This window comes from Micromonospora sp. H61 (assembly GCF_018070325.1).
In the GTDB taxonomy this organism is placed as follows: Bacteria; Actinomycetota; Actinomycetes; order Mycobacteriales; family Micromonosporaceae; genus Micromonospora; species Micromonospora salmantinae.
Window position 1 is genome coordinate 1 of record NZ_JAGPXY010000034.1, and the last position, 25,517, is coordinate 25,517.

General features: G+C 72.0%; 17 protein-coding genes. 12 read left to right on the forward strand and 5 right to left on the reverse strand.

Annotation, left to right across the window (positions count from 1 at the left end; all coding sequences use genetic code 11):
• Positions 1-749 precede the first annotated feature (749 nt).
• Positions 750-4,352 (forward strand): ABC transporter ATP-binding protein, encoded by a 3,603-nt coding sequence (locus KBX08_RS18385; protein WP_210784700.1) that lies wholly within the window; start codon positions 750-752, stop codon positions 4,350-4,352.
• Between the two features lie 48 nt (positions 4,353-4,400).
• Here KBX08_RS18385 and KBX08_RS18390 read toward each other — a convergent pair whose 3' ends face one another.
• From KBX08_RS18390 to KBX08_RS18405, 4 genes are all read right to left on the reverse strand, one after another.
• Positions 4,401-5,468: an NADH:flavin oxidoreductase/NADH oxidase gene (locus KBX08_RS18390; RefSeq protein WP_210784701.1), complete on the reverse strand. Its 1,068-nt coding sequence runs from the start codon at positions 5,466-5,468 to the stop codon at positions 4,401-4,403.
• 69 nt (positions 5,469-5,537) lie between these two features.
• Complete coding sequence (locus KBX08_RS18395; protein ID WP_210784744.1) at positions 5,538-6,830, reverse strand: dicarboxylate/amino acid:cation symporter; 1,293 nt, start codon at positions 6,828-6,830, stop codon at positions 5,538-5,540.
• A 168-nt stretch (positions 6,831-6,998) separates the two neighbouring features.
• The gene (locus tag KBX08_RS18400) at positions 6,999-7,682 is read right to left on the reverse strand and encodes a DUF998 domain-containing protein (RefSeq protein WP_210784702.1); all 684 of its coding nucleotides are present in this window, start codon (positions 7,680-7,682) and stop codon (positions 6,999-7,001) included.
• Positions 7,675-8,640: a glutathione S-transferase family protein gene (locus KBX08_RS18405; protein WP_210784703.1), complete on the reverse strand. Its 966-nt coding sequence runs from the start codon at positions 8,638-8,640 to the stop codon at positions 7,675-7,677. Before KBX08_RS18405 ends, KBX08_RS18400 begins: the two co-directional genes overlap by 8 nt.
• 106 nt (positions 8,641-8,746) lie before the next feature.
• On the opposite strand from KBX08_RS18405, the gene pcaF reads away from it, so the two are divergent.
• From pcaF to KBX08_RS18430, 5 genes are all read left to right on the forward strand, one after another.
• Positions 8,747-9,952, forward strand: a complete 1,206-nt coding sequence (gene pcaF, locus KBX08_RS18410; protein WP_210784704.1) for a 3-oxoadipyl-CoA thiolase — start codon at positions 8,747-8,749, stop codon at positions 9,950-9,952.
• Between the two features lie 110 nt (positions 9,953-10,062).
• Positions 10,063-10,875, forward strand: coding sequence for an SAM-dependent methyltransferase (locus KBX08_RS18415; protein ID WP_210784705.1), 813 nt, complete (start codon positions 10,063-10,065; stop codon positions 10,873-10,875).
• Between the two features lie 4 nt (positions 10,876-10,879).
• Positions 10,880-13,096: a bifunctional diguanylate cyclase/phosphodiesterase gene (locus KBX08_RS18420; protein ID WP_210784706.1), complete on the forward strand. Its 2,217-nt coding sequence runs from the start codon at positions 10,880-10,882 to the stop codon at positions 13,094-13,096.
• Between the two features lie 46 nt (positions 13,097-13,142).
• Positions 13,143-13,643: a DUF456 domain-containing protein gene (locus KBX08_RS18425; RefSeq protein WP_112638544.1), complete on the forward strand. Its 501-nt coding sequence runs from the start codon at positions 13,143-13,145 to the stop codon at positions 13,641-13,643.
• Positions 13,644-13,995: 352 nt separating this feature from the next.
• A complete protein-coding gene (locus tag KBX08_RS18430; protein WP_210784707.1) occupies positions 13,996-15,582 on the forward strand; it encodes an amino acid permease in 1,587 nt (528 codons plus the stop codon).
• 18 nt (positions 15,583-15,600) lie between these two features.
• On the opposite strand, the gene KBX08_RS18435 is transcribed toward KBX08_RS18430, so the two are convergent.
• Entirely contained in the window at positions 15,601-16,746 is a 1,146-nt protein-coding gene (locus KBX08_RS18435) for a sorbosone dehydrogenase family protein (protein ID WP_210784708.1), read from the reverse strand.
• A 90-nt stretch (positions 16,747-16,836) separates the two neighbouring features.
• Here KBX08_RS18435 and KBX08_RS18440 point away from each other — a divergent pair, with 90 nt between their 5' ends.
• From KBX08_RS18440 to KBX08_RS18465, 6 genes are all read left to right on the forward strand, one after another.
• Complete coding sequence (locus KBX08_RS18440; protein ID WP_282102838.1) at positions 16,837-18,201, forward strand: glutamine synthetase family protein; 1,365 nt, start codon at positions 16,837-16,839, stop codon at positions 18,199-18,201.
• A 33-nt stretch (positions 18,202-18,234) separates the two neighbouring features.
• The gene (locus KBX08_RS18445; protein ID WP_247669629.1) at positions 18,235-19,581 is read left to right on the forward strand and encodes an aldehyde dehydrogenase family protein; all 1,347 of its coding nucleotides are present in this window, start codon (positions 18,235-18,237) and stop codon (positions 19,579-19,581) included.
• A 5-nt stretch (positions 19,582-19,586) separates the two neighbouring features.
• Complete coding sequence (locus tag KBX08_RS18450) at positions 19,587-20,354, forward strand: 3-oxoacyl-ACP reductase (RefSeq protein WP_210784710.1); 768 nt, start codon at positions 19,587-19,589, stop codon at positions 20,352-20,354.
• The gene (locus KBX08_RS18455) at positions 20,351-21,049 is read left to right on the forward strand and encodes a gamma-glutamyl-gamma-aminobutyrate hydrolase family protein (RefSeq protein ID WP_210784711.1); all 699 of its coding nucleotides are present in this window, start codon (positions 20,351-20,353) and stop codon (positions 21,047-21,049) included. Before KBX08_RS18450 ends, KBX08_RS18455 begins: the two co-directional genes overlap by 4 nt.
• A gap of 47 nt (positions 21,050-21,096) precedes the next feature.
• Positions 21,097-21,648: a pyridoxamine 5'-phosphate oxidase family protein gene (locus KBX08_RS18460; RefSeq protein WP_210784712.1), complete on the forward strand. Its 552-nt coding sequence runs from the start codon at positions 21,097-21,099 to the stop codon at positions 21,646-21,648.
• A gap of 193 nt (positions 21,649-21,841) precedes the next feature.
• Positions 21,842-25,501 (forward strand): SpoIIE family protein phosphatase, encoded by a 3,660-nt coding sequence (locus tag KBX08_RS18465; protein ID WP_210784713.1) that lies wholly within the window; start codon positions 21,842-21,844, stop codon positions 25,499-25,501.
• The last annotated feature ends 16 nt before the right edge of the window (positions 25,502-25,517 follow it).

Genomic DNA, 25,517 nt, shown 5'->3' on the forward strand with positions numbered 1-25,517 from the left:
AACAGACAGCATGCTCTTACGGAAGATCGTGTTCATGGGGGTAGCTCCTTCGGGGGTAGAACACCCACACCGCCAAAGAGGGGGACGGCGGTGATGGGTGTGAGCACCTCGTCCGGCGCTGCACTAACAAGGAGAAAAGTCTTGGGGGGTGACGCCCAACGGGCGTCGGGGTCGGCGACCTGGCGAGCGGGGGCTCGTGGCGCCGGGTCCCTGTGTAACGACCGGGGGGCCGGGGTCATTCCGGGGTCGGCCCATCTGCCGGCACCCTCGTCGTGGCGGTGCCCGGTGGTCGTTCGTGGGGACTGTAACGACCGGGTGGAGGCTGGCATTCCGGCCCGCGCGACCAGCCCATGGGTGCGGCGGCCGGTCGGTGGTGCTGCGATCGTCAGGGTGTGTAACGACCCCGGCCCGGCCATGATTCCGGCCCACGAGTGCGCCCGGTCACACCCCACAACCACCCACCAACGGACAAACCACCCCATGCGGCGTGGCTCGTGCGACCCCAAACCACCCCTGGTCGACCAAGAAGCCCCTGCCGGCACCAAAGTTGGCTGGATCGCATCAGATCGGGCAGAACGCCAGCGGTGCGGAGCCCCGCCGGGGTTCTGCCGGCGCTGACCCTGCAGGTCCGCTGCCGCCGCTGGCGGAACTGCACGGATGCCCAGCTCAGAGGCCGGAAATTCGGTTGAATCCACACGCCGACGCCGGCAGGCTGAAGTCTCCGCAACCCCACATCCGGAGGACTTTCCATGCGCCTGCTCCGTGATCTGTGGGGCACCTCGACCCGTCGTGTGACGATCGTGGCCGTCCTCATCGTGCTGGGTGCCGCTGGGCAGGCGGGCGCGTCGGCCCTGGCCGGCGCGGTGCTGGTGCATCGTTCGGCTGGTTTCTTCGCCGTACTGGCCGCGGCCCTGGTCGCCGTGGTCCTCAGCGACCTCGCGGTGAGTCTGCTGATGGCCGGCCTGACCGCCGACTGGTCCGCCGACGTGCGTCGCCGGCTCTGCCGCGTCGCTCTCGGGCAGGACCTGCCCACCCTGGAGACCACTCCGGTGGGCGAGCTGCTGGACCGGATCGACGGGGACGTCTATCAGGTGGCGTCGGCAATTCGTAACCAGGGCACCCGGCTCGCCCAGGGCCTCTGCGTCGGTCTGTTGTCGATGGTCGTGGCGGTGTTCGTGTGGTGGCCGGCGGGGATCGCGATGCTGCTGCTCACTGTGGTGCTCGCGGTCGGCCTGCGCCGGCCCACGGCCCGGATCGGCCCGGCCCGGATGGCCGAGGAGGAGGCGTGGTCCGACCTGGCGGCCGTGATGGAAGAGGCGGTGCACGGGCAGGACGACGTACGCACCAGCCTGGCGCGGCCGTACGTGCTGCGGTTGTACGCCCGGCGGGCCTCCGCCGTGCTGTCCCGTGGCCTGGTGGTCTGGGTGCTGTCCGCCCGGGTGGCGACGGTGGCCACCGCGACGATCCGGGCGGGCATCGGCGCGGTGGTGCTCGGCGGTGCCTGGGCGTTGGCCACCGGCCGGATCGACGCCGCCCGGCTCACCGCCATCTGGCTGCTCGCCCTGGCCTTCGGAGCGACCGCGGAACACGTGAGCCGGATGGTGCCGGAGATCCAGGAGGCGCTCGGCGCGTGGGCGCGGGTGCAGTTGCTCTACAAGGCCCGGCAGGAGCCGGTGGGCGGGGCCAGCCCGAGCGAGGGTGACCTGCGCATTCGGGACCTGACATTCGGGTACGGGGAGGGTGGCCGCGGGGTCGCGCTGCGCGGGCTCAGCCTCACCTTCGCGCGCGGTCGCTCGTACGCGCTGATCGGGCGGACCGGTTCGGGCAAGTCGACGCTGGCGAAGGTGCTCACCCGGGCGGTCGACGTGCCGCCGGGCACTGTCTTCCTCGGCGGCACCGACCTGTGCGACCTCGACGTCGAGCAACTGCGCCGCTGGGTGGCGTTGGTGCCGCAGCGCACCGAGATCCTGGCCGGCACGCTCGCCGAGAACGTGGCGCTCTTCGACCCGGAGTTGCTCGACGCGGCCGCTCGGGCGCTCGACGAGCTGGGCCTGGCCAGCTGGATCGCCGAGCTGCCGGACGGGTTGACGACCCGGCTGGGGGAGGGCGGGCACGTGCTCTCCGCCGGTCAGGAGCAGTTGGTGGCGTTCGCCCGGATCCTGGTCCGGGAGCCGCACGTGGTGATCCTCGACGAGGCCACCGCTCGGCTGGACCCGGTCACCGAGGCGCGGGTGCAGCGGGCCACCGAACGACTGCTGCGTGACCGGATCGGCATCGTCATCGCGCACCGACTCTCCTCGGTGCGCCGCTGTGACGAGGTGGTGGTCCTGGCCGACGGCGCGGTGGTCGAGGCCGGTCCGCTGGAGACGTCGACACGCTTCGCCGAACTCCTGGCGACCAGCCACGCCGCCGCGTACGCCACTGTGGCGCCGGCCGGTCGCAGCGGCGTCGGCACGGACCTCCTGGTCGGCCCCGGTCCGGACGCGTGGCCGAGCGAGCCGGCGCCCGCGCGGGGCGAGCCGGTCGCGGCGACCGAGCACGCCGCCGCCTGGCCGACCGAGCCGGCACCGACGCGGGCCGAGCCGAACGGGCAGGCCACGCGGGAGACACCGCCCGACAGCACGCAGGGCGCGGTCGGGCCGACCCGGGCCGAGCCGCCGCCGCTGCCGCCGGTGCCGCCGGCCCGGACGCTGCGGGAGATCTTCCGACTCTGTACCAACGATCCCCGGTACGGTGCGGCCGCGATCGTGCTGTTCCTCGGGCTCAGCCTGCTCGGGTTGGACGGCCCGGTGCTGCCGTGGCTCTGGGCGGACCTGGTCGACGGGACCGGGAACCCGTACCTGCCGGCGGTGGGGATCGTCGCCGGCTTGCTGATCACACTGCCGCTGCCGTTCTACACCCACGTCTGGTTCCCGCAGTGGTGGGTGCGGCAGATGCTGCGGATCGGCCTTCGCCTGGTGCACGGCCAGACCGGGCCGCGCCGGGTCAGCTCACACAGCCCTGCCGAGGTGGTGGCGCAGGGTGGGGACACCGAACGGGTGGTCCAGCTCGCCGACAACGTGCTGGACCAGACCGTCGCGCTGGTGCTCGTGGTCGCCATGACGGCGGTCACCGGCAGCGTCGTACCCGGGCTGTTCTTCCTCGGCACGATGGTCGTCTCCGGGCTGGCGGCGACGTTGTTCGGGCCGAAGCTGGAGCGTGCGGCCCGGGCGACGGTGGCGGCGCGGGCCTCCTTCGCCACGGCGCTGGTCTCCGCGCTCTCCGCGGCGCGGACGGTGAAGCTCGCCGGCGCGACCACTGCGGTGCTGCGCCACCTGGCGAGCCTGGACGTGCTGCGCAGCGACCGGCAGCGGCGGGAGATCTCGGTGCAGGTGTGGGCGCGCTCCACACCGTCGATGGCCAGTGGGCTGTTGCCGATCGGCGCCTGGGCGCTCTACCTGAACGGCTCGCTCTCCGCCGGGGCGGTGCTGGTGGCCGTGTCCACCCTGGGCGCGGCCCGGTGGTTCGCCTGGACGACGGCGTCGTTGATCTCGCAGCTGCCCTCGGCACGGGTCTGGACCCGGCGCACGGCGGCGATGACCGGGGTGAGCGCGTACTCCGCGGGGGTGCCGGAGGTCGACCTGACCGCCGGGACGGCGCCCGCGCCGACCATGCCGCCCCGGCATCCGCTGCGACGGCTGGAGCTGCGCGGCTTCGGGGTGGTGCACTCCGACGGCACGGTGGCCGTCCGGGACGTGGACCTCACCGTGCAGCGGGGGCAGTTGGTGCTGGTCGTCGGGCCGGTGGGGTCAGGGAAGTCCTCGTTGCTGCGTGGGCTGGCCGGGATCGTGCACCACACCGGCGAGCTGGCCTGGAACGGTGATCCGGTCACCGAGCCGGAGCTGTTCCTGCGTCCCAACCAGGTCGGCTACGTCGGTCAGTTGCCCCGGGTGCTCTCCGGCACGGTGGCCGACAACATCGCCCTCGGGCACCAGGTGGACGCGGCGGGGGCGGTCAGCACCGCCCAGCTCGACCATGACCTGGCTGCCGCCGGCGGCGGGCTGGGCCTGCTCATCGGGCACAAGGGCACCCGGCTCTCCGGTGGGCAGTTGCAGCGGTTGGCACTGGCCCGGGCGCTGGCCCCGCGTACCGAACTGCTGGTCGCCGACGACGTGTCGTCGGCGCTGGACGTCACCACCGAGCTGGCGCTGTGGCAGGCGTTGCGCGGCCACGGGGTGACAGTTGTCGGCTCGACCGCGAAGCGCGCCGCGTTGGTCCGGGCCGACCACGTGGTGGTGCTGATCGGCGGCACGGTGGCCGCCCAGGGCACCTGGCAGGACCTGGAGGGCGACTGGTCGCACCTGGCCGGCTGACCGACGGTCGGGCGGCCGCTCACGCGGCGGCCGCCCGACCGGTCGGGATCAGGAGGCGCGGGCGTACTGGGCGGGGCCGGAGTACGTGACGCCGAGCTTCGCGGCGGCCCGGCGCGGCCAGTACGGGTCGCGCAGCAACTCCCGACCCAGCAGCACCAGGTCGGCCTCGCCGCCGGCGACGATCTGCTCGGCGTGCTCGGGCTCCACGATGAGGCCCACCGCGCCGGTCGGCACACCGGCCTCGCGGCGGATCTGGGCGGCCAGCGGCACCTGGTAACCCGGGCCGAGCGGGATGCGCTGGTCCGTGCTCACCCCACCGGAGGACGCGTCGACAAGGTCGACGCCGACGCCGGCCAGCTCACCGGCGAGCACCACGCTGTCCTCGATCGTCCAGCCGCCGTCGACCCAGTCGGTGGCGGAGATCCGGGTCAGCACCGGCACGTCCTCGCCGACCGCGGCGCGTACCGCGCGGGCCACCTCCAGGGTGAGCCGCATCCGGGCCGCCCGGTCGCCGCCGTACGCGTCGGTGCGGTGGTTGGTCAGCGGCGAGAGGAACTCGTTGAGCAGGTAGCCGTGGGCGGCGTGGATCTCCACGGCGGCGAAGCCGGCGTCCAGGGCGCGGACGGCTCCGGCCGCGAACGCCTCGACCACCCCGGCGATGCCGGCCTCGTCGAGGCTGGTCGGCGTCCGATAGCCGGCGGTGAAGGGCTCCGAGCCGGGGGCGACGGGTGTCCAGCCGCCCTCGGCGTCCGGCACGCCACCGCGCTCCGGCGCCCACGGCCGGTAGGTGGAGGCCTTGAAGCCGGCGTGCGCGAGCTGCACGGCCGGCACCGCGCCGTGGGCGGCGACGAACGCCGTCACCGGTCGCCAGGCGTCGACGTGCGCACCGGACCAGAGGCCGGTGTCCTGTGGGCTGATCCGGCCCTCGGGGAGCACGGCGGTCGCCTCGGTCAGCACCAGGCCGGCACCGCCGACGGCGCGGCTGCCGAGGTGGATCAGGTGCCAGTCGGTGGGCAGGCCGTCGGGGCCGGCGGAGTACTGGCACATCGGTGCCATGGCGATCCGGTTGGGCAGTGTGACCCCGCGCAGGGCCAGGGGAGTGAACAGGGAACTCATGGGGTCATCCTCTCCGACACGGCGACGGGCCCCTGGGGAGAGGGGCCCGTCGTCGTACTGGTGAATCGGTCAGGCGGGAACGGGGGTGAGCTCGGGCCGGGTGTCGGCGACCGGCACCGGGTCGGTCAGGTCACGTCGGCCGGCGGACTCGTACGCGGCCCGGTCGAGGGTGCCCTCGCGGGCGGCGACCACCGTCGGCACCAGCGCCTGCCCCGCGACGTTCGTGGCGGTGCGGACCATGTCCAGGATCGGGTCGATGGCCAGCAGCAGGCCGGCGCCGGCCAGTGGCAGGCCCAGCGTGCTGAGGGTCAGGGTGAGCATCACGATCGCGCCGGTCAGACCGGCGGTGGCCGCCGAGCCGACCACCGAGACGAAGGCGATCAGCAGGTAGTCGCCGATGCCGAGCTGCACGCCGAACACCTGGGCCACGAAGATCGCGGCGAGGGCCGGGTAGATGGCGGCGCAACCGTCCATCTTCGTGGTCGCGCCGAAGGGCACCGCGAACGAGGCGTACTCGCGGGGCACGCCGAGTCGCTCGACGGAGCGCTGGGTCACCGGCATGGTGCCGACCGAGGAGCGGGACACGAAGCCCAGTTCGATAGCCGGCCAGGCGCCGGCGAAGAAGCGCAGCGGGTTGAGGCGGCCGGCCAGGATCAGCACCAGCGGGTAGACCACGAACAGCACTATGGCGCAGCCGACGTAGACGGCCGTGGTGAACTTCGCGAGGGGGGCCAGCAGGTCCCAGCCGTACGAGGCGACGGCGTTGCCGATCAGGCCGAGGGTGCCGATCGGGGCGAGCCGGATGATCCACCAGAGCGCCTTCTGGACGATCTCCAGCAGGGAGCGGTTCAGCGCCACGAACGGTTCGGCGGCTTCGCCGACCAGCAGGGCCGCGGCACCGATGACGACGGCGAGGAAGACGATCTGGAGGACGTTGCCCTCGACGAACGCGCCGACCGGGTTGGTGGGCACGATGCCGGTGAGGAAGTCGGTCCACGAGCCGGTGTTCTTCGGCGGCGCCGCGCCACCCAGGTCGAGGGTCACGCCCTTGCCCGGGTTGGTGAGCAGGCCGAGGCCGATGCCGATGCTCACCGCGATCAGCGCGGTGATGCCGAACCACAGCAGGGTCTTGACGGCGAGCCGGGCGGCGTTGGCGACGCCGCGCAGGCTGACCACGCTGACCACGATGGCGGTGAAGACCAGCGGCGGCACGGCCAGCTTGAGTAGTTGGACGAAGAGGCTACCGACGGTGTGCAGGGTGCTGGTCAGCCAGCTCAGGTCGTTGCTGCGGGCAAGGAAGCCCAGCGCGACGCCGAGCACGAGGCCGAGCAGGATCTGCACGGAGAAGGGAATTTTGCGCAGGCTGAAGGGCATGGGGATGTATCCAATTGTCCGGTCCGATCGGGGCAGGCGTAGAAACGCGGCTAGCCCGGACAGATGCCACTGGCCTGCAGTCGGAGATCGACATACAGGCGGACGGTGAGGCCCCAGACATTGGTCATCGTTGGCCGACGATACGCCGATTCCCGCTCATCGGAAGGACCGGACGGCGTGAGGCTCCTTACAGAGGGCCAGCGCGGTGGCGGTGCCCAGGCCCCACAGCACCGCGAGGGCGAGGATCAGCCGTTCCAGCACCCCCACCACCGGGCCTCGGCCGATCACGAGCATCGCCAGCCCCACAGTGGCGCAGAGCGGCAGAGCCAGCGCGGCGGCGACGCCGGCCAGCCGACGGACCGTCCGGCCGGCCGGCCCGGAGACGGCCAGCGTGATCATGGCGAAGACCACAGCGGCGGTCGCCGCGATGCTCGCGCCGCCGTGCACCAGGTCCGCCGTCGTCGCGCGCTCGAACGGCGGCAACGGGCAGCCGCCGGAGCAGGTCACCGCCCCGGACACGGCGGTGAACACGGCCCCGGTGGCGAGCAGCGCCGGGGCCGCCGCCCACACCCCGGGGGGCAGCGCCGCGCCGATCAACAGCAACGCGCCGGCAAGGGCCAGGATCCCGATCCGGTACGTCGCGGCGTGAGCGCTGCCGGCGATGCCCGCCTCGCTGACGTACCCGGTGAGCCCTGGACCGGGACCGGCGACCACGGCGAGCGTCACCGCCACCGCACCGGCCAGGGTGCAGCCGGCCGCGGCGGACCCGGCGACCCGGCGGGCGACCTCGCCGCGGGCCCTCGGCACGGTCGGGGCGGCCGGCCGACCCGGCTCAGCCACGCCCGTGCGGCGTGCTCCAGCCGGACTCGTCCGGCCCGAGTGGCACGATGCCGCTGGGATTGATCTCCCGGTGCGTGCCGTAGTAGTGCCGCTTGATGTGGTCGAAGTCCACCGTCTCGCCGAAACCCGGCGTCTGGAACAGGTCCCGGGCGTACGCCCAGAGCACCGGCATCTCGGTCAGCTTGTCGCGGTTGCACTTGAAGTGCCCGTGGTAAGCGGTGTCGAAGCGGACCAGCGTGGTGAACAGCCGCACGTCCGCCTCGGTGATCGCGTCGCCCATCAGGTAGCGCTGCCCGGCCAGCCGCTCGGAGAGCGCGTCCAGTCGGGCGAAGAGCGCCCGGAACGCCTCGTCGTACGCCTGCTGGGAGGTGGCGAACCCGCACCGGTAGACGCCGTTGTTCACGTCGGTGTGGATCTCGGCCATCAGCGCGTCCATCTCCGGGCGCAGCGCCTCCGGGTAGAGGTCCGGCGCCCCCGCACGGTGCAGCGACCGCCACTGCGTGGAGAAGTCGAGGGTGAGCTGCGGATAGTCGTTGGTGACCACCCGACCGGTCAGGGTGTCGACAAGCGCCGGCACTGTCACCCGGCCGGTGTAGTCCGGGTCGGTGGCCAGGTACGCCTCGGAGAGGAAGCTCACGCCGAGCACCGGGTCGAAGCCGTCCGGGTCGAGGGCGAACGCCCAGCCCCGCTCGTCCCGGATCGGGTCGACGGTGCCCAGCGAGATCGCGTCGTCCAGCCCGAGCAGGCCACGCACGATCCTCGCCCGGTGCGCCCAGGGGCAGGCCCGGCACCAGATCAGCCGGTAACGGCCAGCCTCCAGCGGCCAGCGGTCCTGCTCGTCCGGGCCGCCGCCGGGTGGCGAGGTCGAGTCGGCGGTGACCCGACCGGTGAACCGGTTCGGCTGGCGGACGAACGCGCCGCCGCCGCTGGTCTCTGCGCTGAACTGGGCCCGGGCCATGCCGTCAACCTATCCGCTGTCGGCGCGGATATCCTGGCGGCCGGCAGCCCTCGTGACCCGGTGGGCGTGCCCCACCCCCGCCGTCTGCACCCCCTAAGGACTCACGATGACCGTGGCATACCTGGTGGCCGGTGTCCGCACCCCGATCGGCCGGTACGCGGGCGCGCTGGCCGGCGTCCGCCCCGACGACCTGGCCGCGCACGTGATCCGAGAACTGGTCGCCCGCCACCCGTCGGTGGACTGGGCGCGAGTCGACGACGTCGTGCTCGGCTGCGCCAACCAGGCCGGCGAGGACAACCGCAACGTGGCCCGGATGGCGGCGCTGCTGGCCGGCCTGCCCGAGGAGGTGCCGGGCAGCACCGTCAACCGGCTCTGCGGCTCGGGCCTGGACGCGCTCGCCACCGCCGCCCGGTCCATCGTCGCCGGGGACGCGGACCTGGTGATCGCCGGCGGGGTGGAGAGCATGAGCCGGGCGCCGTTCGTCATGCCGAAGGCCACGTCGGCGTACTCCCGTTCGGCCGAGGTGTACGACACCACACTGGGCTGGCGGTTGGTGAACCCGTTGATGCGTGACGGGTGGGGGGTCGACTCGATGCCGGAGACGGCGGAGAACGTGGCCGCCGAGTACGGCGTGAGCCGGGCCGAGCAGGACGCCTTCGCGTACCGGTCGCAGCAGCGCGCGGCCAAGGCGCAGGCCGACGGCCGGTTCGCCGAGGAGATCGTGGCGGTGTCAGTGCCGGCCGGTCGTCGGGAGACCCGCCTGGTCGAGGTCGACGAGCACCCCCGGGAGACCTCGCTTGCGAAGTTGGCCGCGCTGCCCACCCCGTTCCGCGACGGCGGCACGGTGACCGCCGGCAACTCCTCGGGCGTCAACGACGGCGCTGTCGCGTTGCTGGTGGCCAGCGAGGCGGCGGTCGCCCGGTACGGCCTGACCCCGCTGGCCCGGATCGTCGGCGCGGCGGCGGCCGGTGTGCCGCCCCGGATCATGGGGATCGGCCCGGTGCCGGCCACCCGCAAGCTGCTCGACCGCCTCGGCGTCGAGGTGGGCGCGGTGGACGTGGTGGAGTTGAACGAGGCGTTCGCCGCGCAGTCCGTGGCGGTGTTGCGCGAGCTGGGGCTGCCAGTGGACGCCGACCACGTCAACCCGAACGGTGGCGCCATCGCGCTGGGGCACCCGCTCGGTGCCAGCGGCGCGCGGTTGGCGCTGACCGCCGCCCTGGAGCTGCGCCGTCGCGGTGGCCGCCGGGCTCTGGCCACCATGTGCATCGGCGTTGGTCAAGGCATCTCGCTGTTGCTGGAGTCAGCCGCCTAGAGTGGTCCACACCACACGACCCGCGGGTCGACCGGTGCCCACGCGTGCCCGCTGCGCGCCCCGACGCCGGTGCCGTCCCGCGCCGCGGCGATGAACTGGGGAGCACGCTGATGCCGGACGGACTGCCGACCGAGATCGATCTGACCAGGCCGAGCGCGGCCCGGGTGTACGACTACTTTCTGGGTGGGGCACACAACTTCGAGATCGACAGGCAGTTGGCGGAGCAGATCGCCAGCATGACCCCGAATCTCGCCGCCACCATGCGCTCCGGTCGGGAGTTCCTGCGCCGGGCCGTCCGGGTGCTGCTCGACGCCGGCATCGACCAGTTCCTCGACATCGGCTCCGGAATTCCCACCGTGGGCAACGTGCACGAGGTGGCGCAGGGGGTGAACCCCAAGGCCCGCGTGGTGTACGTCGACATCGACCCGGTGGCGGTCGCGCACAGCCGGGAGTTGCTGGCTGGCAACGAGCTGACCGGTGTCATCCACGCCGACCTGCGCGAGCCGGAGCGGATCCTCGCCGAGACCCGACAGCTCGGGCTGATCGACTTCAGCCGTCCGATGGGCATCCTGCTGGCCGGGGTAGTGCACTTCATCCCGGACGCCGACGGGCCCGAGGCGATCCTGGCCACCCTGCGGGCCGCGGCCGCGCCGGGCAGCTTCCTGGTCGTCTCCCACTCCACCTTCGAGGACCAGCCACAGGAGATGCTGGACGCCCAGCGCCTCTCCGCCCGCACCGCCACCGAGATCACCCTGCGCTCCCGCGCTCAGGTCACCGGCTTCTTCGGCGACTGGACCGTCCTGGAACCGGGCGTGGTGCACATGCCGCTCTGGCGCCCGGACTCACCGTCCGAGGTGGACGAGCACCCGGAGCGGTTCGGCGCCTTCGGGGGCGTCGCCCGGTACGACCAGCCCGCCGGCTGATCTCGTGGCCGCCGTCCCGGACTCCGCCGGGGTCGATGCCGGCCGGGACCCCGCCGGGGTCGATGCCGGCCGGGACCCCGCCGGGGTCGTCGCCGGTCGGGCGGACGCCCAGGGGTACGCCGCCGACTGGGCCCGCGCGGTTCGCCGACTCGGCTTCGTGCCGCTCAGCGTGGCCGAGACCGAGCGGCTGCTGCTGGCGCACACGATCCGGCTGGCCCAGGCGGTACGAGCGGAGCCGTTCACCGCCCACCCGGCCGAGGAGATCGGGCGGGCCCTGGTGGAGGCGCACCTCACCGAGCCGCAGGCCCTGGAGTGGACGCTGCACGCGCTCGGCGCGACCTTCGGACGTCGGGTGCTGTGCGACGGTGAACGGCCGGCCGACCTCGCCGAACGGATCGCGGCGGTGCAGGGCGGGCTGGCCGCCGGGTTCGCCCGTGCGCTGCGTGACCGCACCTTCAGCCAGCAGGAGCGGATCGCCCGGTCGGCCTGGCAGGCGCGCGACGAGGTCGAGCAGGCGCTACGCGAGAGCGAGGAACGGTTCCGGGCGGTGTTCACCGGCGCCGCGATCGGGATCGGGATCGCCGGCGTGGACGGTCGGATCATCGACGTCAACCAGGCGTTCGCCGACATGCTCGGCTACTCGATCGAGGAGTTGCGCGAGATCAACGTGGCGGCGCTGTTCCACGCCGACGACGCCGCCGGGATGTGGGAGCTCTACCAGGAGCTGATCGAGGGAAAGCACGACGCCGCCCGGGTGGAGAAGCGCTACCACCGCAAGGACGGCACAGTGGTCTGGACGGATCTCGCCGTCTCGCTGATCCGACACGATGGCCGGCCGCGATTCACCGTCGCGATGATCGAGGACATCACCGAGCGGTACGAACTCCAGCAGCGGCTGCGCTTCCAGGCGCTGCACGACCCGCTGACCGGGCTGCCCAACCGGACGCTGTTCTTCGAGACGTTGGGGCGGGTGCTCGACACCGCGGACGCCGGGCAGCGCGTCGGGGTGTGCTTCCTCGACCTGGACGGCTTCAAGGCGATCAACGACAGTCTCGGCCACGACCTCGGTGACCGGCTGCTCGTGATGATCGGCCGGCGGCTGGCCGCGTGCGTGGCCGACCACGGCCACCTGGTCGCCCGGATGGGGGGCGACGAGTTCGTGATCCTCGTCGACGGAGGGGACGACACCGACGACCCGGTCGCCGTCGCGGAGGCCGCGCTGGCCGCCGTCGCGGCCCCGGTCCACGTCGGTGAGCACCAGTTGGCCGTCTCGGCCAGTGTGGGCATCGTGCAGTGCCCGGCCTCGGAGACCACAGCGTCCGAGCTGATGAAGGCCGCGGACACCACGCTCTACTGGGCCAAGGCGGCGGGCCGGGGCCGGTGGGCGGTCTACGACCCCGAGCGCGGCGCCCGGGACATCGCCCGCTCGGCGCTGGTCGCCGGGCTGCCCGCCGCACTGGAGCGGGGCGAGTTCGTGCTGCACTACCAACCGATCGTGTCGCTGCTGGAGGGCACCATGCTCGCGGTGGAGGCGCTGGTCCGTTGGGAGCATCCGGAGTTGGGCCTGATCGGGCCGGACCGGTTCATCGGCCTGGCCGAGGAGACCGGCCTGATCGTCCGGCTCGGCGAGTGGGTGCTGCGGCAGGCCTGCGAGGACGCCGAACGGTGGTGGCGGGAGTTCCCCGACGCCAGGCTGGTGGTCAGCGTCAACCTGGCCGCCCGGCAGGCCGACGAGCCGGCCATCGTGGACACCGTCGCCGACGCGTTGCAGACCAGCGGACTGCCCGCGGAGCTGCTCCAACTGGAGCTGACCGAGAGCGCCGTGATGGGCAGTGCCGGTGAACCCCTGCGCAGCCTGCACCGGCTCGCCGCGCTCGGCGTCCGGCTGGCCGTGGACGACTTCGGCACCGGGTATTCCAACCTGGCGTACCTGCGCCGGTTGCCGATCCACTGCCTGAAGCTCGCCGGTCCGTTCGTCGAGGGCATCCGCGCGGACGGGACCGACGTGGCGGCCGACCACCGCGACGAACGGATCGTCGACGCGTTGGTCCGGTTGGCGCACGCCCTGGAGTTGTGGGTAACGGCCGAGGCGGTGGAGACGGGCGTGCAGGCGGAACGGCTGCGGGCGCTGCGCTGCGACACCGGGCAGGGCCGATACTTCGGTGCGCCCGCCTCGGCCGACGTGATCACCGCCCGGCTACGCGGCGGAGCGTTGGCGTGAGTGGGGGACCGTTCTGGTCCGGAGGGTGGCGACGGAGGGTGGCGGCGTGGACCTGACGGACTCGCAGACGGCGGTGACAGTGGTGGCCGGGCTGGCCATCCTGGCCGGGTTGGCCGGCGTGGTGGTGCCCGGTCTGCCGGCGCTGCCGCTGTGCTGGGGTGGTGTGCTGCTCTGGGCGGTCTTCGGTGGCGCCGGTCTGGGTGGCTGGGCGGTGTTCGCCGCCGCCACCCTGGTCGCCGGGGGTGGCGCCGTGATCAAGTACGCGTGGCCGGGCCGGAACCTGAAGCGCACCGGTGTGCCGACGTCCACGCTGCTCGCCGGTGGGGTGCTCGGCATCATCGGGTTCTTCGTGGTGCCTGTCGTCGGCCTGGTGCTCGGCTTCGTCGCCGGGGTGTGGGCGGCCGAACGGCTCCGGCTGGGCAGTAACCAGCTCGCCTGGCCGTCCACCGTGCAGGCCCTGAAGGCCGCCGGCCTGTCGATGCTGGTGGAGTTCCTGGCCGGCCTCCTGGTCGCGGCCCTCTGGGTAGCCGGCCTCCTCCTGACCTGACCCACGCCTTTCCCGCGGTGATCAAGAGCTTTCGGTCAGGCACTGCCGGAAATCTGACGCAATCCTCTTGATCACGAGGGGGAATGGGGCGCGGGGCACTTTTCGGGTACGGCGGAGTGGCCGTACGTGAGAGAGAGGCGTGCCCCGCGCCACCGGGTCGGGCGGTCCGAGCGCCCGGGGTGGGCCCATGTCGGGCCTGGTCACTGGTCCAGGATGCCGGCCGGGACAGCCGGTCGGCAACGCAATTAGCCCGCCGGCGGTGAGATTCCCACCGACTACGTATTGACCGCCTTGATCGGCCGGGTCGACACTTTGCCCACTCGCACGCGGAACCACCTCAGGGAGGTGTGCAGTGGCCACGACGCCCGTGCCGACCGCCGAGCAACCGATGGACGACGACGCCAGGCGGCTCGCCGAACTCGGCTACAAACAGGAGTTGCGCCGCAAGTGGAGCGGCTTCTCCAACTTCGCCATCTCCTTCTCGATCATCTCGATCCTGGCCGGCTGTTTCACCACCTTCGGTCAGGCGTGGAACAACGGCGGGCCAGTCGCCATCTCCTGGGGCTGGCCGCTGATCTCGCTGTTCATCCTGATCATCGGCTTCTGCATGGCGGAGCTGGTGTCGGCGTACCCGACCGCGGGTGGGATCTACTGGTGGGCGGCCACCATGGGCCGCCCGGTGCACGGCTGGTTCACCGGCTGGCTGAACCTGATCGGTCTGGTGGCGGTCACCGCCTCGGTGGACTACGGCTGTGCGACGTTCCTCAACCTCACCCTGTCGGCGCTCTTCGACGGCTGGGCCGGGACGCTGCGTCAGGCGTTCGTCCTCTTCGTGATCATCCTGGTGCTGCACGGGCTGATCAACATCTTCGGGCACCGGATCATCGACGTACTCCAGAACGTCTCGGTCTGGTGGCACGTGGCCGGCGCGGCCGTCGTGGTCGCCATCCTGGTCTTCGTGCCCGACAACCACCAGAGCTTCCAGTTCGTGTTCACCGAGCGGTTCAACAACTCCGGCTTCGGTGACGGGGACATCGGCGGGCTGACGTTCTGGTTCTACGTGCTGCCGCTGGGCTTCCTGCTGACCCAGTACACGATCACCGGCTTCGACGCCTGCGCGCACGTCTCCGAGGAGACCCGGGGCGCCTCGCAGGCCGCGGCCCGCGGACTCTGGCAGTCGATCTTCTACTCGGCGGTCGGCGGCTGGATCCTGCTGCTGGCGTTTCTCTTCGCGGCCACCGACGTCGAGGCGGTAAACGCCGCGGGCGGCTTCTCCGGCGCCATCTTCGAGTCGGCGCTGACCCCGGTCTTCTTCAAGATCGTCATCATCATCTCGACCATCGGGCAGTTCTTCTGCGGCATGAGCTGCGTGACCTCGATGAGCCGGATGGCGTACGCGTTCAGCCGGGACCGTGCCGTACCCGGATGGCGGCTGTGGTCGACTGTCGACCGCAACGGCACCCCGGTCAACGCGATCATCGGTGCCACGGCGGCCGGCCTGGTGCTGACCCTGCCCGCGCTGTACGAGAGCTCGGCCGGTATCCCCATCGCCTTCTACGCTGTCGTCTCCGTCGCGGTGCTCGGGCTCTACCTGTCGTTCCTCATCCCGATCGCGCTCCGACTGCGGATGGGCGACCGGTTCGTCCCCGGGCCGTGGACGCTGGGGCGCAAGTACAAGCTGCTCGGCTGGATCGCGGTGATCGAGATCGCGATCATCGCCGTCTACTTCGTGCTGCCGATCGTGCCCGCCGGGGTGCCCGGCAACGACGGGTTCACCTGGTCGGCGGTGAACTACGCGCCGCTCGCCGTCGGCGGGGTGCTACTGGTGGTCGCGGTCTGGTGGTACGCCTCGGCCCGCAAGTGGTTCACCGGCCCGGTTCGTACCGTCGAGGAACCCGCGGACGAACGACGGTCGCCGGCGGTCGACGGGTCGGAATGACCGGTGCCCCACAGTGGGTCAGGGCTGCGCGGCGTCAACGGCGTGGGATCCGGCGCGGCCGGCGGGCGGCGGCTGCCGCTCGCCGGTCGTGAACCGCAGGATGCGGTCGTCCGCCGGCGCCGGCGTGCCATTGGCGTCGCGGTTGCTGGTGGCCACCCAGAGCGAGCCGTCCGGGGCTGCGACGACGGTACGAAGGCGGCCGTAGGCGCCCACGAGTTCGGCGACCGGGGTGCCAACCTGTCCGGAGGCCCTCACCGGCACGGTCCAGAGCCGGGTTCCTCGCAGAGCGGCGACGAACAGGGCGCCGTTGGTGAAGGCGACACCACTCGGCGACGCCTGCGCCGGCGGCCAGACGACCACCGGGGCACGGAACCGGGGGTCGCTGCTCGGGCCCTCCACGATCGGCCAGCCGTAGTTGCCGCCCCGGACGATGACGTTGACCTCGTCCCAGGTGGCTTGACCGAACTCGGTGGCGAACAGGCGACCGCGCGGGTCCCAGGCCAGCCCCTGCACGTTGCGGTGCCCGTAGCTGTAGACCGGCGAGCCGGGGAACGGGTTGTCCGCCGGGATGCCGCCGTTCGGCCGGATCCGCAGGATCTTGCCGTTGCGGCTGGCCAGGTTCTGCGCGTTGGAGGCGACACCGGCGTCACCGATGCCGGCGTACAGCAGTCCGTCCGGGCCGAAGGCGATCCGCCCACCGTCGTGCACCGACGCCCGCGTGAGCCCGCTGAGGATCAACTGCTGGGCCTGCGGCGTGCTGAGCCGGAACCGCGTGATCCGGATGTCGGAGGCGGTGGTGAAGCAGACGTACACCCACCTGTCCAGCCAGTAGCGGGGGGAGACGGCCAGACCGAGCAACCCCGCCTCGCCGCCGGCGACCACCCCGGGGATCCGGGCGACCTGCACGGGAGGCTGCCCTGGTCGTATCCGCACCACGGTGCCCAGGTCGCGCTGCGCCACGAGGGCGCTGCCGTCGGGGAGGAAGTCGAGCCCCCAGGGGACGTCGAGACCCGTCGCGACGACCTCCGGGTCGGCGAAGTCGAAACCGCCGGCACCCAGTGCGATGACCGGACCAGGCGTTGGCTGCGCCTCCGCCTCGGCCGTCACCGTGCCCAGCCCTCCGGTGACGAGGACGGCGACGGCCAGGACTGCTCGAAGACGCATGACAGCTCCTCGCGGGTTTGCCGCCGACCGGGCCGGGGGCATTGACGGTGATCCGGATTGCCAGTAGACCTTGGTGATGGAGGCCCCCTGATGAGCAGAACGCCGTTTTCGCTGGAAGAGTTGCGGGTCGCCGTCGAAGCCGGTGAGATCGACACGGTGGTGCTGGCCCTGGTCGACATGCAGGGCCGCTTGCAGGGCAAACGGTTTCACGCGCCGTTCTTCCTCGATCAGGTGGCCGAGCACGGCAGCGAGGGCTGCAACTACCTGCTCGCCGTGGACGTCGACATGAACACCGTCGACGGGTACGCGATGTCGAGCTGGGAACGCGGCTACGGCGACTTCGCGATGGTGCCGGACTTCGCCACGTTGCGCCGGGTGCCCTGGCAGCCCGGCTCCGCACTGCTGCTGGCCGACCTGACCTGGCTCGACGGCTCGGGTGACGTGGTGGCCTCGCCCCGGCAGATCCTGCGCCGGCAGCTCGACCGGCTGGCCGAGCACGGGCTGACCGCGTACGCCGGCACCGAGTTGGAGTTCGTGCTGTTCCGCGACTCGTACGAGGACGCCTGGCAGCGCGGCTACCGCGACCTCACCCCGGCCAACCAGTACAACGTCGACTACTCGCTGCTCGGCACCGCCCGGGTGGAGCCGCTGCTGCGCCGCATCCGCGTCGAGATGGCCGGCGCCGGGCTCACCCCGGAGAGCGCCAAGGGCGAGTGCAACCTCGGGCAACACGAGATCGCCTTCCGGTACGACGAGGCGGTGGCCTGCGCCGACCACCACGTGATCTACAAGAACGGCGCCAAGGAGATCGCCGCCCAGGAGGGGATGGCGATCACGTTCATGGCCAAGCCGAACGAGCGGGAGGGCAACTCCTGCCACATCCACTTCTCGCTGCGGGACTCCTCCGGCTCGTCGGCGATGCTCGGCGACGGACCGGCGCACCTGTCGCAGACCGGGCAGCGGGTGCTCGCCGGGCTGCTGGGCACCATGCGGGAGTTCAGCCTGCTCTTCGCCCCGAACATCAACTCCTACAAGCGCTACCAGCCAGGATCGTTCGCCCCGACCGCGCTGCGGTGGGGTGTCGACAACCGCACCTGCGCGCTGCGGGTGGTCGGGCACGGGCAGGGCATGCGCGTGGAGAACCGGGTGCCCGGCGCCGACGTCAACCCGTACCTGGCGATCGCCGGGCTGGTCGCCGGGGCGCTGCACGGCATCGAGGGCGAGTTGGAGTTGGGCGCGGAGTGCACCGGCAACGCGTACGACGACCCGGAGGCCGAGCGGGTCCCCGGCACCCTGCGCGACGCCCTGGCCCTCTGGGAGAACTCCACTGTGGCCCGGGACGCGTTCGGCCCCGAGGTGGTGGCCCACTACGCCAACCAGGCGAGGGTCGAGCTGGCCGCCTTCGACGCCGCGGTGACCGACTGGGAGCTGACCCGTGGCTTCGAACGCCTCTGACCACGTGAGGATGGGGGTGGCGGTGTGACGGTCTTGGTTGACCCGGCTCGCGGGGTGGGTTTTCGGGAGGTTGCGGCGGCCTCGATCGAGGACGTGGACGCGGCGATCGCCGCCGCCGCCACGGCCTTTGCGACCTGGCGTCTCGTGGGGGCGGGGGACCGGGCGCGGTTGCTGCGGCGGTTCGCCGCCGTCGTCGACGCCCAGCTGGACGAGTTGGCAGCGCTGGAGGTGCGCAACGCCGGGCACACCGTCGGCAACGCCCGGTGGGAGGCGAGCAACGTCCGCGACGTCCTGGACTACTACGCCGGCGCGCCCGAACGGTTGACCGGGCGGCAGATCCCGGTGCCCGGCGGGTTGGACGTCACCTTCCACGAGCCACTCGGTGTGGTCGGCGTGATCGTGCCCTGGAACTTCCCGATGCCCATCGCCGCCTGGGGGTTCGCCCCGGCGCTCGCCGCCGGCAACACAGTGGTGCTCAAGCCCGCCGAGTTGACCCCGCTCACCGCGCTGCGCCTGGCCGAGTTGGCCCGCGAGGCGGGCCTGCCCGACGGCGTCTTCACCGTCATCCCGGGCGAGGGTTCGGTGGTGGGGGAACGGTTCGTCAGCCACCCGGCGGTCCGCAAGATCTGCTTCACCGGCTCCACCGAGGTCGGCACCCGGATCATGGCCGGCTGCGCCGCCCAGGTGAAGCGACTCACCCTGGAGTTGGGCGGCAAGAGCGCGAACATCGTGTTCGCCGACGCCGACCTGGAACGCGCCGCCGCGACCGCGCCGGGCGCGGTCTTCGACAACGCCGGCCAGGACTGCTGCGCGCGGTCGCGGATCCTGGTCCAGCGCTCGGTGTACGACCGGTTCCTGGAACTGCTCGAACCGGCGGTACGCGCGGTGCGCGTCGAGGACCCGTCCCACGACACCGCCGAGATGGGCCCGCTGATCTCCGCCGCCCAACGGGACCGGGTAGCCGGTTACCTCGCCGGGGCGACTGTCGCCTTCACCGGCTCCTGCCCCGACGGCCCCGGGTTCTGGCACGCGCCCACTGTGCTGCTGGCCGACTCGCCGGCCGACCGGCACTGGCGGGAGGAGATCTTCGGCCCGGTGGTCTCGGTGCTGCCGTTCGACGACGAGGCGGACGCGGTCCGGCTCGCCAACGACACCGAGTACGGCCTCTCCGGCTCGATCTGGACCCGCGACGTGGGTCGGGCCCTGCGCCTGGCCCGCGCCGTCGACTCGGGCAACCTCAGCGTCAACTCGCACTCCTCGGTGCGCTACTGGACCCCGTTCGGCGGAATGAAGCGCTCCGGGCTCGGCCGTGAGCTGGGCCCGGACGCGTTGCACTCCTTCACGGACGTCAAGAACGTGTTCATCGCGACGGAGGAGTGACGCCAGTGCAGGGTCGGTTGCAGGACCGGGTGGCAGTGGTCACCGGAGCGGGCAGTGGCATCGGATTGGCCACCGTGCGGCGGTTCGCCGCCGAGGGGGCCCGGGTGGTCTGCGTGGACATCGACGCGGCGGCCGGCACGAGGGCCGCCGAGGAGTGCGGCGGCGAGTTCGTGGCCACCGACGTGGCCGACGAGTCGGCGGTACGCGACCTGTTCGACGGGGTGGCCGACCGGCACGGCCGGGTGGACATCGCGTTCAACAACGCCGGCATCTCACCGCCCGACGACGACTCCATCCTGGACACCGGCCTGGACGCGTGGGAGCGGGTGTTGCGGGTCAACACCACGAGCGTCTACCTGTGCTGCAAGTACGCCATTCCACACATGCGTCGGCAGGGCAAGGGCTCGATCATCAACACAGCCTCGTTCGTGGCGTTGATGGGTGCGGCCACGTCGCAGATCGCGTACACCGCGAGCAAGGGCGGGGTGCTGGCGATGACCCGGGAGTTGGGTGTGCAGTTCGCCCGTGAGGGCATCCGGGTCAACGCCCTCTGTCCCGGCCCGGTGGCCACCCCGTTGCTGCTGGAACTCTTCGCCGCCGACCCGGAGCGGGCCGCCCGTCGGCTGGTGCACGTGCCGATGGGACGCTTCGGGCAACCGGAGGAGATCGCCGCCGCGGTGGCGTTCCTGGCCAGCGACGACGCCTCGTTCATGACCGCCGCGCAGTTCGTTGTCGACGGTGGCATCACGGGCGCCTACGTCACTCCTCTATGAGGAGGAGGCCGCTGATCGGGGTCAGCGCGTACGTCGAACCCGCCGACTGGGCGGTCTGGCGGGGTGTGCGGGCGGTGCTGGTGCCGGAGGCGTACTCGCGGGCGGTGGCGGCCGCGGGTGGCCGGGCGGTGGTGCTGCCGCCGGACGACGTGGACGCGGACGTGGTGGCAGTCCTCGACGGGTTGCTGTTGGCCGGTGGCGCGGACGTCGGCCCGGTGCGGTACGGCCAGCCGCCCGACCCCCGTACCGAGGACCGGCCGGACCGGGACGCCGGCGAGTTGACAGTGTTGGCCGCCGCGCTCGCCGCCGAGGTGCCGGTGCTGGGTGTGTGTCGGGGGATGCAGTTGCTCGCTGTCGCGTACGGCGGCACTCTGCACCAGCACCTGCCTGACGTGGTGGGTCACGAGGCGCACCGCCCCGCGCCCGGCGTGTACGGGGCGCACGCGGTGCGGTTCGCGCCGGGCAGCCTGGCCGCCTCGGTGCTGGCCGGGGTCGATCAGGTCAACTCGTACCACCACCAGGCGGTCGCCGATCCGGGCCGGCTCACGGTGACCGGTTGGGCGGGAGACGGTGTGGTCGAGGCGGTGGAGGACCCGGCCCTGCCGTTCGTGCTCGGGGTGCAGTGGCATCCGGAGAACGAGTCGGATCCCGCCCCGATCACGGCGTTGGTGCAGGCCGCCGGCCGGCGGGTGTGACTGGGATCGCCCCCGCCCCTGGATGGCATCGGTGGCAGGATCGGCGCATGGGCAAGGTTTATCCGGAGATCGATGCTCGACTGCGTGACTTCATCGTGGCCCAGCCGCTCTTCTTCGTGGCGACCGCCCCGTCCGGGGTCGAGGGGCACGTCAACGTGTCACCGAAGGGCATGCGGGGCACGTTCGTGATCCTCGGCCCGCACCGGGTGGCCTACCTCGACTATCACGGCAGTGGGGCGGAGACCATCGCCCACCTGCGGGACAACGGCCGGATCACGCTGATGTTCTGTGCCTTCGACGGCCCGCCGAAGATCGTCCGGTTGCATGGTCGGGGCAGCAGCGTCGCGGTCACCGACGACGCCTTCGCCGATCGGCTCGGCGAGTTTCCCGCGCCGCCGGACGTGCACGCCGTCCGGGCGGTCATCACTGTCGAGGTGGAGCGGGTCAGTGACTCCTGCGGATACGCGGTGCCACTGATGGACTTCCGGGCCGAACGTGATCTGTTACTCACCTCACACTCCCGCCGCAGTGCCGATGATCTGGTCACCTACCGGGCCACCAGGAACGCGGCAAGCATCGACGGGCTGCCGGTCTTCTGACTCCTCAGAGCGTTCCGGCCACCGCCGTTCGGCGCCGCCGTCCACCAGCACTGTCCGGTGCCCGACGGCTCACGCGTACGTAACCAGCGTCCATCTGTCGTGATGCGTTACGTTGCCGGTCCGCTGGGGTACAAGTCGGAGCACGGCGGGTGAAGATCAACGGTCGAGGGGTACGGCCGGAGCGGGAGGCTGCATGAGCTCGGCCCAGGGGGGCGCGGACATCGGGCATCCCACCCTGTCCGGTCGCGAGACCCCGCCGATGCTGGCGGCCGCGTTCGCGGCCGGCGGCGAGATGGGCGAGCGGCTGGCTTCCTTCGACTGGTCCTCCGGCCCGCTGGGTGAGCCCGGTCAGTGGCCCCCGGCGCTCTCCAACGCTGTCGGCATGATGCTCGCCTCCAGCGCGCCGATCGTCATGTTCTGGGGCGACGAGCAGTTGGCCTTCTACAACGACGCCTACCGGCCGACCATCGGGGGCAAACACCCGGACGTGATCGGCCGACCGGCCCGCTTGAGCTGGGCGGAGACCTGGGCGGTGCTCGGCCCGCTGCTCGACAGCGTCCGGAGCACCGGCCGCTCCTACCGGGGCGAGGACCATCCCTTTCTGCTGGACCGTTACGGCTTCGTCGAGCAGACCTACTTCAACGTCTCGTACGACCCGATCCGGGGGGACGACGGCTCGGTCAGTGGCGTCTACTGCATCGTCAGCGAGACCACCGGGCGGGTGCTCGGCGAGCGTCGGCTGCGAGCGCTGTCCGAGCTGGGTGCCGAGCTGAGCGACATCGGCAGCGCCACGCAACTGGGTCGCACCGCCGCCGGGGTGCTCGGCCGGCACCGGCCCGACGTGCCGTTCGCCCTGATCTATCTGGCTGACGACAACGACCAGCTCACCCTGGCCGGCTGCACCGGCACCACCCCGCCCGCCGCCAATGTCACAGCGCACTTGTTGGCCCGGCTGAGCGCCGATGACGCGCCCGCCACGATCGAGGTGGCCGCACTGCTCGACGCGTCGCCGGTCGACGCCGCCGACCAGGCCCTCGTGCTGCCGCTCACGGCGACCAACCAGACGGTCGGCGCGCTTGTCGTCGGCGTGGCCCGTCAGCTGCCGCTCGGCGACGACTACCGCGACTTCCTCGGCCTGGTCGCCGCCCAGATCTCCCGGGCGGTCGGCACCCAGCGGGCGTACGAGCAGGAACGGGCCCGCGCCGCCGAGTTGGCCGCGCTGGACCGGGCGAAGACCAACTTCTTCGCCAACGTCAGCCACGAGTTCCGCACTCCGCTGACCCTGGTGCTCGGCCCGCTGGAGGACATGCTGGCCGACCCGGAGCTGCCCGCCACCGAAACCGACCGGCTCACCATGATGCACCGCAACGCGCTGCGCCTGCTCAAGCTGGTCAACACCGTGCTGGACTTCTCCCGACTGGAGTCCGGTCGGCTCGCCGCCCGCTACCAGCCCACCGACCTCGCCGGTTACACCGCCCGGCTGGCCAGCACCTTCCGCTCGGCCACCGACCGGGCCGGCTTGCGACTGGTGGTGGACTGTCCGCCGCTGCCGACGCCGGTCTTCGTCGATCGGGACATGTGGGAGAAGATCGTCCTCAACCTGGTGTCGAACGCGGTCAAGTTCACCTTCGGCGGCGAGATCCGGGTGCGGATCCGGGCCGTCGAGGGCGCGGCCCGGCTGGAGGTGACGGACACCGGCGTCGGCATCGTGCCGGACGAGCTGCCGCACGTCTTCGAACGGTTCCACCGGGTCCCCGGGGTGCGGGCACGCACCCACGAGGGCACCGGCATCGGCCTCGCGCTGGTCCGGGAACTTGTCGAGATGCACGGCGGTGAGGTCGGGTTGACCAGCAAGGTGGACGTGGGCAGCACGTTCACGGTTACCGTCCCGTTCGGCTCGGCGCACCTGCCGGCGGACCGGGTGGCGGCGTTCGACCCACTGCCAGTGGGTGAGCCCGAGCAGGCCCGGCTCTTCGTGGCGGAGACCGCGCTGTGGGCCGGTGTCGCGTCGACACCCGAGCTCGACCGGCAGCCGGTGAAGGGCACCTCGGCTGGCCGGATCCTGGTCGTCGACGACAACGCCGACCTGCAGGAACACGTCAGTCGGCTGCTATCCCCGACCTGGGACGTGGTCACCGCGAACGACGGGCTCGATGCCCTGCCGCTGGCCCGCGAAGGCGGGTTCGACCTGGTTCTCACCGACGTGATGATGCCCCGGCTGGACGGGTTCGGGCTGGTGAGCGCGCTGCGCTCGGACCCGCGTACCCGGCATGTGCCGATCGTGCTGCTCTCCGCCCGCGCCGGCTCCGCGGAGGCCGTCGCCGGTCTCGCCGTCGGCGCCGACGACTACCTCACCAAGCCGTTCTCCGCGCAGGAGCTGATCGCCCGGGTCCGGGCCAACGTCGAGCTGGGCCAGCTGCGCGGGCAGATCATCCGCCGGCTCCGGGCGCTGGCCGACGCGGCGGTGGCGGTGAACACCGCCCGGTCCACCGCCGACGTGCTCCAGGTCGCCGCCCGGCACGCGTTGAGTCTCGCCGAGGCCGCCCGGGTGGTGGTCACCGCGGCCGAGGCGCGCTTCGAGGCGGACGGTGGCGGCAGCACCGCCGCCGACCCGTCCTTCGTGGCCGACCTGACCGGCACCACCGGAAAGCAGCTCGGTGAGCTGCAGGTCTGGCGGGCGGCCGGCGACGAGGCACAGGCCGACGACGCCGCGTTGACCCAGCTGGCCCGGCTCGTCGGGGTGCGACTGGAGAACGCCCAGCTCTACGAAGCCGAACACCGCATCGCCACCACGCTGCAGCACAGCCTGCTGCCCCGGTCGCTGCCCCAACTGCCCGGCGCCGTGGTGGCCAGCCGTTACCTGCCCGGCAGCGCCGACGTCGAGGTCGGCGGCGACTGGTACGACGCGATCGCGTTGAACGGCGACGAGTTGGTGCTGGTCATCGGCGACGTGGTCGGCAAGGGCGTCCGGGCCGCCGCGGCGATGGGGCAGCTGCGCAACGCGCTGCGGGCGTACGTGCTGGAGGGCTTCGGCCCGGGTGAGTCGCTGACCCGGCTCAACCGGCTGGTCGGCTCCACCGAGGGCCGCTCCTTCGCGACTGTGGTCTGCCTGCTGTTCACCCCCCGCACCGGTCGGCTGCGGTATGCGAGCGCCGGTCACCCGTCCCCACTGTTGATCACGGGAGGCGACGTGGCGTTCCTGCACGACCGGGCGCTCGGTCCACCGGTCGGCGCCCTCCCCAACGCGACGTACGAGTCGGCCGAGGGCGAGTTGCCGGCCGGCACTCGACTGCTGCTCTACACCGACGGGCTGATCGAGGACCGTCAGCTCGGCATCGATGCCTCACTGGCCCAGTTGCGCATCGACGCGGCCACCCCGAGTGAGCACGTGGTGGACCTGATCGACGCCGTCGTGGAACGGGTCACCGGACGGCCGCGCCGCGACGACGTGGCGGTTCTCGCCCTGGAGGCGGCGGAGCTGAACCGCTTCGCGCTGCGGCTACCGGCGGACCCGACCCGGCTCAGCGTGCTCCGAAAGCGGCTGGAGGACTTCCTCGTCGCGCACTCCGTCGGCGAGACCGACCTGTTCGACCTGACCGTCGCCGTCTCCGAGGCCGCCGCCAACGCCATCGAGCACCCGGTCCACCCCGCCGAAGCCATGATCAGTGTGGAGGTGGCCATCGAGGATCGGACGGTGACGGCCACGGTGCGCGACAGCGGGCAGTGGCGGGAGTCGACCGGCTCCGGCTTCCGGGGCCGCGGCCTGGACCTGATCAGAGCGCTCGGCGAACTGTCGGTACGGCGCACCGCTGAGGGCACCGAGGTGACGCTGCGCCGGCAGTTGCAGGACTGACGGCGCGCCCGGCTGC

Coding starts and splice junctions, on each gene's coding strand:
- KBX08_RS18465 (WP_210784713.1), top strand. CDS start 21,842: ATGAGCTCGGCCCAGGGGGGCGCGGACATCGGGCATCCCACCCTGTCC.
- pcaF (WP_210784704.1), top strand. CDS start 8,747: ATGACCGTGGCATACCTGGTGGCCGGTGTCCGCACCCCGATCGGCCGG.
- KBX08_RS18415 (WP_210784705.1), top strand. CDS start 10,063: ATGCCGGACGGACTGCCGACCGAGATCGATCTGACCAGGCCGAGCGCG.
- KBX08_RS18390 (WP_210784701.1), bottom strand. CDS start 5,468: ATGAGTTCCCTGTTCACTCCCCTGGCCCTGCGCGGGGTCACACTGCCC.
- KBX08_RS18460 (WP_210784712.1), top strand. CDS start 21,097: ATGGGCAAGGTTTATCCGGAGATCGATGCTCGACTGCGTGACTTCATC.
- KBX08_RS18435 (WP_210784708.1), bottom strand. CDS start 16,746: ATGCGTCTTCGAGCAGTCCTGGCCGTCGCCGTCCTCGTCACCGGAGGG.
- KBX08_RS18385 (WP_210784700.1), top strand. CDS start 750: ATGCGCCTGCTCCGTGATCTGTGGGGCACCTCGACCCGTCGTGTGACG.
- KBX08_RS18405 (WP_210784703.1), bottom strand. CDS start 8,640: ATGGCCCGGGCCCAGTTCAGCGCAGAGACCAGCGGCGGCGGCGCGTTC.
- KBX08_RS18455 (WP_210784711.1), top strand. CDS start 20,351: ATGAGGAGGAGGCCGCTGATCGGGGTCAGCGCGTACGTCGAACCCGCC.
- KBX08_RS18440 (WP_282102838.1), top strand. CDS start 16,837: ATGAGCAGAACGCCGTTTTCGCTGGAAGAGTTGCGGGTCGCCGTCGAA.